This window comes from Streptomyces sp. CAI-85, assembly GCF_013363615.1.
GTDB classification, from domain to species: Bacteria; Actinomycetota; Actinomycetes; order Streptomycetales; family Streptomycetaceae; genus Streptomyces; species Streptomyces antibioticus_B.
The window spans coordinates 42,857-53,192 of the sequence record NZ_JAANNX010000036.1 but is presented as its reverse complement, the minus strand read 5'-3'; the positions used below and the strand labels follow the sequence as shown (position 1 = coordinate 53,192).

Here is a 10,336-nt window from a genome sequence, read left to right as displayed (position 1 = left end):
CCTTCGAGTCGTACTTCTCCGGCAACACCATCCAGATCTGCCCGGTCGGCGCGCTGACCTCGGCGGCGTACCGATTCCGCTCCCGGCCCTTCGACCTCGTCTCCTCGCCGTCGGTGTGCGAGCACTGCTCCGGCGGCTGCGCCACCCGCACCGACCACCGGCGCGGCAAGGTCATGCGGCGCCTGGCCGCCGAGGACCCCGAGGTCAACGAGGAGTGGATCTGCGACAAGGGGCGGTTCGGGTTCCGGTACGCGCAGCAGCGCGACCGGCTCCAGACGCCCCTGGTGCGCAACGCCGAGGGCGATCTCGAACCGGCCTCCTGGCCGGAGGCGCTCCAGATCGCCGCGCAGGGCCTGCTCGCCTCGCGCGGCCGCACCGGAGTCCTGACCGGCGGCCGGCTCACCGTCGAGGACGTCTACGCGTACAGCAAGTTCGCGCGCGTGGCGCTCGACACCAACGACATCGACTTCCGCGCGCGCGTGCACAGCGGCGAGGAGGCCGACTTCCTGGCCGCCCGGGTCGCCGGGGTCGGCCGCGACCTCGACGGTACGGGCGTCACGTACACCACCCTCGGCAAGGCGCCCGCCGTCCTGCTGATCGGGTTCGAGTCCGAGGAGGAGGCCCCCGGCGTCTTCCTGCGGCTGCGCAAGGCATGGCGCAAGCACGGACAGCAGGTGTTCTCCCTCGCCACGCACGCGACGCGGGGCCTCCAGAAGGCGGGCGGCACCCTGCTGCCGGCCGCGCCGGGCACCGAGACCGAGTGGCTGGACGCGCTGACCAGCGGGTTCGGTCTGGACGCGGACGGCACCCGGGCCGCGGAGGCGCTGCGCGCCGAGGGCGCGGTCATCGTCGTCGGCGAACGGCTGGCCGCGGTGGCCGGCGGTCTGACCGCCGCCGCGCGGGCCGCCGACGCGACCGGGGCCCGGCTGGTGTGGATCCCGCGCCGGGCCGGGGAGCGCGGCGCGATCGAGGCCGGCGCGCTGCCGTCGCTGCTGCCGGGCGGCCGCCCGGCCACCGACCCGCGCGCGCGGGAGGAGGTCGCCGCCGCCTGGGGGATCGCCGAACTCCCGCACCGCTACGGGCGTGACACCGGGCAGATCGTCGAGGCCGCCGTGACCGGCGAACTCCAGGCGCTGCTGGTGGCCGGGGTCGAGATCGCCGACCTGCCCGACCCGGCACGCGCGCGTGCCGCGCTGGCCGAGGCCGGGTTCGTGGTGTCGCTGGAGCTGCGGCCCGGCGAGGTCACCCGGCACGCCGATGTCGTCCTGCCGGTCGCGGCGGTCGCCGAGAAGCCGGGCGCCTTCCTCAACTGGGAGGGCAGGGTGCGCTTCTTCGAGGCCGCGCTCAAGCCCGACCAGATGACGCGGCGCCTGGCACCGTCCGACGCGCGCGTGCTCCAGATGCTGGCCGACGCCATGGACGTCCACCTGGGCCTGCCGGACCTGCGCACCGCGCGCGCGGAGCTGGACCGGCTCGGCGCCTGGGACGGCGAGCGGGCGGGCGCGTCCACGCAGACCGCCGTACCGCTGCCGCGGCCCGCCGCCGGAGAGGCCGTCCTGGCCGGACACCGGCTGCTGCTCGACCACGGTCTCCTCCAGCAGGGCGACACGGCGCTCGCCGGGACCCGGCACGCGGCCCACGCGCGCGTGTCCGCCGCCACCGCCGCCGAGGCCGGCGTCAAGGACGGCGACGTGCTCGCCGTGACCGGACCGGCCGGCTCGGTCGAACTGCCCCTCGAAGTCACCGAGATGCCCGACCGGGTGGTGTGGCTCCCGCTGAACTCGGTGGGCGCGGGCGTCGCCTCCGAGACCGGCGCCACCCCCGGCGCCCTCGTCCGCATCGGCCCGGCGACGCCCGCCGCCGAAGCCACCGAGGAGGTGGAGGCATGAGCCCGTCCCTCGCCGCTGAAGACCTCTCGATGTTCGGCACCGACCCCTGGTGGCTGGTCGTCGTCAAGGCGGTGTTCTGCTTCGCCTTCCTGATGGTGACCGTGCTGTTCTCCATCGTCTGGGAGCGCAAGGTCGTCGCCTGGATGCAGTTGCGCGTCGGCCCCAACCGGCACGGCCCCTGGGGCATGCTCCAGTCGCTCGCCGACGGCGTGAAGCTGATGCTGAAGGAAGACCTCATCGTCAAGCGCGCCGACAAGGTGGTGTACGTCCTCGCGCCGATCGTGGCGGCCATCCCGGCCTTCATGGCGATCGCGGTGATCCCCTTCGGCCCGGCCGGCAACGAGATCTCGATCTTCGGCCAGCGCACCACGATGCAGCTCACCGACCTGCCGATCGCGGTCCTCTACATCCTCGCGGTCGCCTCCGTCGGCATCTACGGCATCGTCCTCGCGGGCTGGAGCTCCGGATCGACCTACCCGCTCCTCGGCGGGCTGCGCTCCTGCGCGCAGATGATCTCGTACGAGATCGCCATGGGCGCCGCGTTCGCCTCGGTGTTCCTCTACTCCGGGTCGATGTCGACGTCGACCATCGTCGAACAGCAGCAGGACCGCTGGTACATCATCCTGCTGCCGGTCTCCTTCCTGCTCTACATCGTGACGATGGTCGGCGAGACCAACCGCGCCCCCTTCGACATGCCGGAGTCCGAGGGCGACCTGGTCGGCGGCTTCAACACCGAGTACTCCTCGATCAAGTTCGCGATGTTCATGCTCGCCGAGTACGTGAACATGGTGACGGTCTCGGCCGTCGCGACCACGCTGTTCCTCGGCGGCTGGCGGGCACCCTGGCCGGTCAGCACCTTCTGGGAGGGCGCGAACCACGGCTGGTGGCCGATGCTCTGGTTCGTCATCAAGGTCCAACTGCTGCTGTTCGGCTTCATCTGGCTGCGCGGCACGCTCCCGCGCGTGCGCTACGACCAGCTCATGAAGCTCGGCTGGAAGGTCCTCATCCCGGTCTCGGTGACCTGGCTGATGCTCGTCGCGACCGTACGGACCCTGCGCAACGAGAACCTCGACTTCGCCGACATCGCGCTCTACGTGGGCGGCGGCGTGCTGGTCCTGCTGTTGCTCTCCTTCGTCGTCGACATGTTCCGCGGCGGCGAGAAGCAGAAGCGGGAGGCAGCGGCCGAGCCCGTCGAGTTCGACCCGATGGCGGGCGGCTTCCCCGTGCCGCCGCTGCCGGGACAGCAGTTGCCGCCGGTGCCCAGGCGCCGCCCGCACCGGGAGCGGGAGCTGATTGTCAGTGGCGGGACCGATACTCACAGTGACGGATCTCTGGATGGAAAGGAGGCGTCCGATGGCTGAGGAGCCCCAGGAGGCCGGGCAGACGACGCCCGGTTTCCAGAACCCCGTGGCCGGCTTCGGCGTGACCTTCAAGGCCATGTTCAAGAAGCGGCTGACCGAGCAGTACCCGGAGCAGAAGAAGACCACGGCTCCGCGCTTCCACGGACGGCACCAGCTCAACCGCCATCCGGACGGCCTGGAGAAGTGCGTCGGCTGTGAACTGTGCGCCTGGGCCTGCCCCGCCGACGCCATCTATGTCGAGGGCGCGGACAACACCGACGAGGAGCGCTACTCGCCGGGCGAGCGGTACGGCCGCGTCTACCAGATCAACTACGCCCGCTGCATCCTGTGCGGACTGTGCATCGAGGCGTGCCCCACGCGCGCGCTGACGATGACCAACGAGTTCGAACTGGCCGACTCCAGCCGCGCGAACCTGATCTACACCAAGGAACAACTGCTCGCCGGGCTCGAAGAGGGCATGGTCGACAGCCCGCACGCGATCTACCCGGGCACGGACGAGCAGGACTACTACCGGGGGCTGATCACCGAGGCCGCGCCCGGCACCGAGGTCCAGGTCGCCGTCTCCAAGGGAGAGAAGCCGGAAGACCAGGAGGTGCAGGCATGAGCGCGCAGCTCGCCGCCTACTCCACCTCCACCGGCGAGGCGGTCCAGTTCTGGGTGCTCGGCACCGTCGCGGTGATCGGCGCCCTGAGCACCGTCCTGATGCGCAAGGCCGTGCACAGCGCGCTCTCCCTGGCCGGCACCATGATCGTCCTGGCGGTGTTCTACCTCGCCAACGGCGCCTACTTCCTGGGCATCGTCCAGATCGTCGTCTACACCGGCGCGATCATGATGCTGTTCCTGTTCGTGGTGATGCTCGTCGGTGTCACCGCGGCGGACTCCCTGAAGGAGACCATCCAGGGCCAGCGCTGGATGGCCCTGCTGTGCGGGCTCGGCTTCGGCATCCTGCTGTTCGCCGGGATCGGCAACGCCTCCCTGACGGAGTTCAGCGGTCTCGCCGAGGCCAACGCCGCGGGGAACGTGGAGGGGTTGGCCTCCCTCATCTTCACCAAGTACGTCTTCGCGTTCGAGATCACCGGCGTCCTGCTGATCACGGCCGCCGTCGGCGCGATGGTGCTCACCCACCGGGAGCGCACCGAGCGCGCGAAGACCCAGCGCGAGCTGGCCGAGGAGCGGGTGCGCGAGGGCAAGCACCTCCCGCCGCTGCCCGCCCCGGGCGTGTACGCGCGGCACAACGCGGTGGACATCGCGGGCCTGCTGCCCGACGGCACCCCGTCCGAGCTGACGGTCAGCGCCACGCTGCGTGAGCGCGGCCAGATCCGGGACGTGTCCACCGAGGCGCTGGCCGACCTCAAGGCCCTGGAACAGCGCTCCCAGGAGCGGCTGGAGCGGAGCGGCGGCGAGCGGCCCGGGCTGGAGCGCAAGTCCCGGTGGAGCAAGGAGGCGTCGAAGTGAACCCGGTCAACTACCTCTACCTCGCCGCCCTGTTGTTCACGATCGGCGCCACCGGTGTGCTGATCAGGCGCAACGCCATCGTGGTGTTCATGTGCATCGAGCTGATGCTCAACGCCTGCAACCTCTCGCTCGTCGCCTTCTCCCGGATGCACGGCAACCTCGACGGCCAGATCATCGCCTTCTTCACGATGGTCGTCGCCGCAGCGGAGGTCGTGGTGGGACTCGCGATCATCGTGTCGCTGTTCCGCTCCCGCCACTCGGCCTCGGTCGACGACGCCAGCCTGATGAAGCTGTAAGGGGTCGGAAGAATCGTGGAGAACCTGATTGCGCTGCTGATCGCGGCGCCCCTGCTCGGAGCGGCCGTCCTTCTGGTCGGCGGCCGCCGGCTCGACGCCGTCGGCCACTGGATCGGCACCCTGCTGTCCACCGTCTCCTTCGTGTTCGGCGCGATCCTCTTCGGGGACCTGCTGAGCCGCGGCGCCGACGACCGGACGCTGACCCAGCACCTGTTCACCTGGATCCCCGTCGAGGGCTTCCAGGCGGACGTCGCCTTCCGCCTGGACCAGCTCTCGATGACGTTCGTGCTGCTGATCACGGGCGTCGGCTCGCTGATCCACCTGTACTCGATCGGGTACATGGAGCACGACGAGCGGCGCCGCCGCTTCTTCGGCTACCTCAACCTGTTCCTCGCGGCGATGCTGATCCTGGTCCTCGCCGACAACTACCTGCTGCTGTACGTCGGCTGGGAGGGCGTCGGTCTCGCCTCCTACCTGCTGATCGGCTTCTGGCAGCACAAGCCCAGCGCCGCCACCGCCGCGAAGAAGGCGTTCCTGGTCAACCGGGTCGGCGACATGGGCCTGTCGATCGCCATCATGCTGATGTTCACCACCTTCGGGACCTTCGCGTTCGGACCGCTGCTCGGATCGGAGGGCGAGCCCGGCATCGCCGGTGACGCCACCGAGGGCAAGCTCACCGCGATCGCCCTGATGCTGCTGCTCGCCGCCTGCGGCAAGTCGGCCCAGGTGCCGCTCCAGTCCTGGCTCGGGGACGCGATGGAGGGCCCGACCCCGGTCTCGGCCCTCATCCACGCGGCCACCATGGTGACCGCCGGCGTCTATCTGATCGTCCGGTCCGCCGCGGTCTTCAACGCCGCCCCGGACGCCCAGCTCGTGGTCACGATCGTCGGCGCCGTCACGCTCCTGTTCGGTGCGATCGTCGGTTGCGCGAAGGACGACATCAAGAAGGCGCTGGCCGGCTCGACGATGTCGCAGATCGGCTACATGGTGCTGGCCGCGGGCCTCGGCCCGATCGGCTACGTCTTCGCGATCATGCACCTGGTGACGCACGGCTTCTTCAAGGCCGGCCTGTTCCTCGGCGCCGGCTCGGTCATGCACGGCATGAACGACGAGGTCGACATGCGCCGCTACGGCGGCCTCCGCAAATACATGCCGATCACCTTCATCACCTTCGGCCTCGGCTACCTCGCGATCATCGGCTTCCCGGGCCTGTCCGGCTTCTTCTCCAAGGACAAGATCATCGAGGCGGCGTTCGCCAAGGGCGGCACCGAGGGCTGGATCCTCGGCGGCTGCGCCCTGCTGGGCGCGGCCATCACCGCGTACTACATGACGCGCGTGATGCTGATGACGTTCTTCGGCGAGAAGCGCTGGCAGCCCGACGAGCACGGGCACGAGCCGCACCCGCACGAGTCCCCGTCGTCCATGACGATCCCGATGATCGTGCTGGCCTTCGGCTCGGTCTTCGCGGGCGCCTTCTTCAGCATCGGCGACCGCTTCGTGCACTGGCTGGAGCCGGTCACCGGCCACGCGCACGGCAACCCGCCGGTCAGCGCCCTCACCGTCACCCTCGCCACCATGGTGGTCCTGGTGATCGGCGTGGCCATCGCCTGGGCGCAGTACGGCCGCCGCCCGGTCCCGGCCGTCGCCCCGCGCGGCTCGCTGCTCACCCGGGCCGCCCGCCGCGACCTGCTCCAGGACGACTTCAACCATGTGGTCCTGGTGCGCGGCGGCGAACACCTCACGCGCTCCCTGGTGTACGTCGACCACACCCTGGTCGACGGCGTCGTCAACGGCACGGCGGCCTCGGTCGGCGGCCTCTCGGGACGGCTGCGCCGGCTCCAGAACGGCTTCGTGCGGTCGTACGCGGTCTCGATGTTCGGCGGTGCGGCGGTCCTCATCGCCGCGACCCTGCTGATGAGGGCGGTCTGATACCGATGTCCTTTCCTCTGCTGACAGCGACGGCGCTGCTTCCGGCGATCGGGGCGGTGGCCACGGCCGCCGTCCCGGCCGCCCGGCGCAACGCCGCCAAGGCGCTGGCGCTGCTCGTCTCCCTGGGCACCCTCGCCCTGGCGGTCACGATCCTGGTCCGCTTCGACCCGGGCGGAGACCGCTACCAGCTCACCGAGTCCCACTCCTGGATCGCCGACTTCGGCGTCCGCTACGAACTGGGCGTGGACGGCATCGCGGTCGCGCTGATCGCGCTCACCGCCCTGCTGATCCCGTTCATCATCCTGGCGGGCTGGCACGACGCCGACCCGCTGGAGACCGGCAGCAAGCGGTGGCGCCCGACCCAGGGCTTCTTCGCGCTGATCCTGGCCGTCGAGGCGATGGTGATCATCTCCTTCGAGGCCACCGACGTCTTCCTCTTCTACATCTTCTTCGAAGCCATGCTCATCCCGATGTACTTCCTCATCGGAGGCTTCGGGGACCGGGCCCACGAGCACGGCGAGAAGGTGGCGTCCACCCAACGCTCGTACGCCGCCGTGAAGTTCCTGCTCTACAACCTGGTCGGCGGACTGATCATGCTGGCCGCGGTGATCGGGCTCTACGTGGTCGCCGGGAACTTCTCCCTCACGGAGATCGCCGAGGCCCGCGCCAACGGCTCGCTCGAGATGGCGACGAACACCGAACGCTGGCTGTTCCTCGGCTTCTTCTTCGCCTTCGCGGTGAAGGCGCCGCTGTGGCCGCTGCACACCTGGCTGCCCAACGCCATGGGCGAGGCCACCGCCCCGGTCGCCGTCCTCATCACCGCGGTCGTCGACAAGGTCGGCACCTTCGCGATGCTCCGCTTCTGCCTCCAGCTCTTCCCCGAGGCCAGCAAGTGGGCGACGCCCGCCATCCTCGTCCTCGCCCTGATCAGCATCATCTACGGGGCGCTGCTCGCGGTCGGCCAGCGGGACATCAAGCGGCTGGTGGCGTACGCGTCGATCTCGCACTTCGGGTTCATCATCATGGGCATCTTCGCGATGACCAGCCAGGGCCAGTCCGGCGCGACGCTGTACATGGTCAACCACGGCATCTCGACGGCCGCCCTGATGCTGGTCGCCGGCTTCCTGATCTCCCGGCGCGGCTCGCGGCTCATCGCCGACTACGGCGGGGTGCAGAAGGTCGCCCCGGTGCTCGCCGGCACCTTCCTGATCGGCGGTCTGGCGACGCTCTCGCTGCCCGGACTCGCCCCGTTCGTCAGCGAGTTCCTCGTCCTGGTCGGCACGTTCGCCCGCTATCCGGTGATCGGCATCGTCGCCACCTTCGGCATCGTGCTCGCCGCCCTGTACACGCTCGTCCTCTACCAGCGGACGATGACCGGACCGGTGAAACCCGAGGTCTCGGCCATGCCCGATCTGCGGGTGCGTGAGCTGGCGGTCGTCGCACCGCTGATCGTGCTGCTGATCTTCCTGGGCGTCTACCCGAAGCCGGTCACGGACATCGTCAACCCGGCGGTCAAGCAGACCCTGTCCGACGTACACGAGAAGGACCCCAAGCCCGAGGTGGAGGCGGCCAAGTGAGCGCATCAGCCGTCCACAGCCTGTGGACAACGGCGACGACGGCGGTCGACCCGATCGCCAAGATCGACGCACCCAAGATCGAATACGGTCAATTGTCGCCCACCCTGATCGTCGTGGGCGCGGCGATCGTCGGGATGCTGGTCGAGGCGTTCGTGCCGCGCAAGCACCGCTACCACGCCCAGCTCTTCGTGTCCGTCGTCGCCCTGACCGCCGGCTTCGCCGCCGTGGTCGCCCTGGCGGCCAACGGCTACGGCACCACCAAGGCGGGCATCGCCGCCATGGGCGCCATCGCCGTCGACGGACCCGCCCTGTTCCTCCAGGGCACCATCCTGCTGGCCGCCCTGGTCGGCCTGTTCACCTTCGCCGAACGACGCCTCGACCCCGAGGCGCACGGCAACCGGGTCGACTCCTTCGCCGCCCAGGCGGCCTCCGTGCCCGGCAGCGACAGCGAGAAGGCCGCCGTCAAGGCAGGCTTCACCACCACCGAGGTCTTCCCGCTGCTGCTGTTCGCCGTCGCGGGCATGCTGGTCTTCCCGGCCGCCAACGACCTGCTGACCTTCTTCATCGCCCTGGAGGTCTTCTCCCTCCCGCTCTACCTCCTGTGCGCCCTGGCCCGCCGCAAGCGGCTCATGTCCCAGGAGGCCGCGGTCAAGTACTTCCTGCTCGGCGCCTTCGCCTCCGCGTTCACCCTGTTCGGCATCGCCCTGCTCTACGGCTACGCCGGATCGGTGTCCTACGGCACCATCGCCCAGGTCGTCGACGGCACCGTCAAGAACGTGAACCCGGCCCTCGCCGACACCATGGGCAACGACGCGCTGCTGCTCATCGGCACCGCGATGATCGTCATGGGCCTGCTGTTCAAGGTCGGCGCGGTGCCCTTCCACATGTGGACGCCCGACGTCTACCAGGGCGCCCCCACCCCGGTCACCGGCTTCATGGCCGCCGCGACCAAGGTGGCCGCCTTCGGCGCGCTGCTGCGCGTCCTGTACGTCGTCCTGCCGGGCCTGCGCTGGGACTGGCGGCCGGTCATGTGGGGCGTCGCGATCGTCACCATGCTGGGCGGCGCGATCGTCGCGATCACCCAGACCGACATCAAGCGCCTGCTGGCGTACTCGTCCATCGCGCACGCCGGGTTCATCCTCGCGGGTGTCATCGCCACCACCCCCGACGGCGTCTCGTCGGTGCTGTTCTACCTGGCCGCGTACTCCTTCGTGACGATCGGCGCCTTCGCGGTCGTCACCCTGGTCCGCGACGCCGGGGGCGAGGCCACGCACCTGTCCAAGTGGGCGGGGCTCGGCCGCCGCTCGCCGCTGGTCGCGGCCGTGTTCGCGGTGTTCCTGCTGGCCTTCGCCGGCATCCCGCTGACCTCCGGGTTCGCCGGGAAGTTCGCCGTGTTCAAGGCGGCCGCGGAGGGCGGCGCCGCGCCACTGGTCGTGGTCGGTGTGATCTCGTCGGCGATCGCCGCGTTCTTCTACATCCGCGTGATCGTGCTCATGTTCTTCAGCGAGCCGCGGCCCGAGGGCCCGACCGTCGCCGTCCCCTCGCCGCTGACGATGACCGCGATCGGGGTCGGCGTCGCCGTCACCCTGGTGCTCGGCGTCGCACCGCAGTACTTCCTGGACCTGGCGAACCAGGCAGGGGTGTTCGTGCGCTGACGGCTGCTTGTGCGCTGAGGGCTGCTTGTGCGCGGATCCGCGCGGAGCCCGAGAGGCGGGCCCGGTCCCTGGGAGGGGGCCGGGCCCCTTCTCATGTCCGGGTGACGGGATCTGTGCACAGGGTGACCGGATCGGGTCTGTGGATAACTCCGGCGCTGTCGGCGCGGACCCCTA

General features: G+C 70.1%; 8 protein-coding genes. All 8 read left to right on the top strand.

Annotated features, from left to right (window positions below; all coding sequences use genetic code 11):
* Positions 1-1,889, top strand: a 1,889-nt coding sequence (locus G6W55_RS27460; RefSeq protein ID WP_175523481.1) for an NADH-quinone oxidoreductase subunit G, incomplete at its 5' end; no start/stop codon positions are given.
* Positions 1,886-3,250: an NADH-quinone oxidoreductase subunit NuoH gene (gene nuoH / locus G6W55_RS27455; RefSeq protein ID WP_078634465.1), complete on the top strand. Its 1,365-nt coding sequence runs from the start codon at positions 1,886-1,888 to the stop codon at positions 3,248-3,250. The genes G6W55_RS27460 and nuoH, both read left to right, overlap by 4 nt.
* A complete protein-coding gene (gene nuoI / locus G6W55_RS27450) occupies positions 3,243-3,854 on the top strand; it encodes an NADH-quinone oxidoreductase subunit NuoI (RefSeq protein WP_175523480.1) in 612 nt (203 codons plus the stop codon). The genes nuoH and nuoI overlap by 8 nt, the downstream gene beginning before the upstream one ends.
* A complete protein-coding gene (locus tag G6W55_RS27445) occupies positions 3,851-4,705 on the top strand; it encodes an NADH-quinone oxidoreductase subunit J (RefSeq protein WP_175523479.1) in 855 nt (284 codons plus the stop codon). The genes nuoI and G6W55_RS27445 overlap by 4 nt, the downstream gene beginning before the upstream one ends.
* On the top strand, positions 4,702-5,001 hold the full coding sequence (nuoK, locus tag G6W55_RS27440; RefSeq protein ID WP_015658544.1) for an NADH-quinone oxidoreductase subunit NuoK: 300 nt from the start codon (positions 4,702-4,704) through the stop codon (positions 4,999-5,001). Before G6W55_RS27445 ends, nuoK begins: the two co-directional genes overlap by 4 nt.
* Positions 5,002-5,016: 15 nt before the next feature.
* On the top strand, positions 5,017-6,930 hold the full coding sequence (gene nuoL, locus G6W55_RS27435) for an NADH-quinone oxidoreductase subunit L (RefSeq protein WP_175523478.1): 1,914 nt from the start codon (positions 5,017-5,019) through the stop codon (positions 6,928-6,930).
* Between the two features lie 5 nt (positions 6,931-6,935).
* Positions 6,936-8,507: an NADH-quinone oxidoreductase subunit M gene (locus tag G6W55_RS27430; RefSeq protein WP_175523477.1), complete on the top strand. Its 1,572-nt coding sequence runs from the start codon at positions 6,936-6,938 to the stop codon at positions 8,505-8,507.
* On the top strand, positions 8,504-10,162 hold the full coding sequence (nuoN, locus tag G6W55_RS27425; protein ID WP_175523476.1) for an NADH-quinone oxidoreductase subunit NuoN: 1,659 nt from the start codon (positions 8,504-8,506) through the stop codon (positions 10,160-10,162). The genes G6W55_RS27430 and nuoN overlap by 4 nt, the downstream gene beginning before the upstream one ends.
* Positions 10,163-10,336 lie beyond the last annotated feature (174 nt).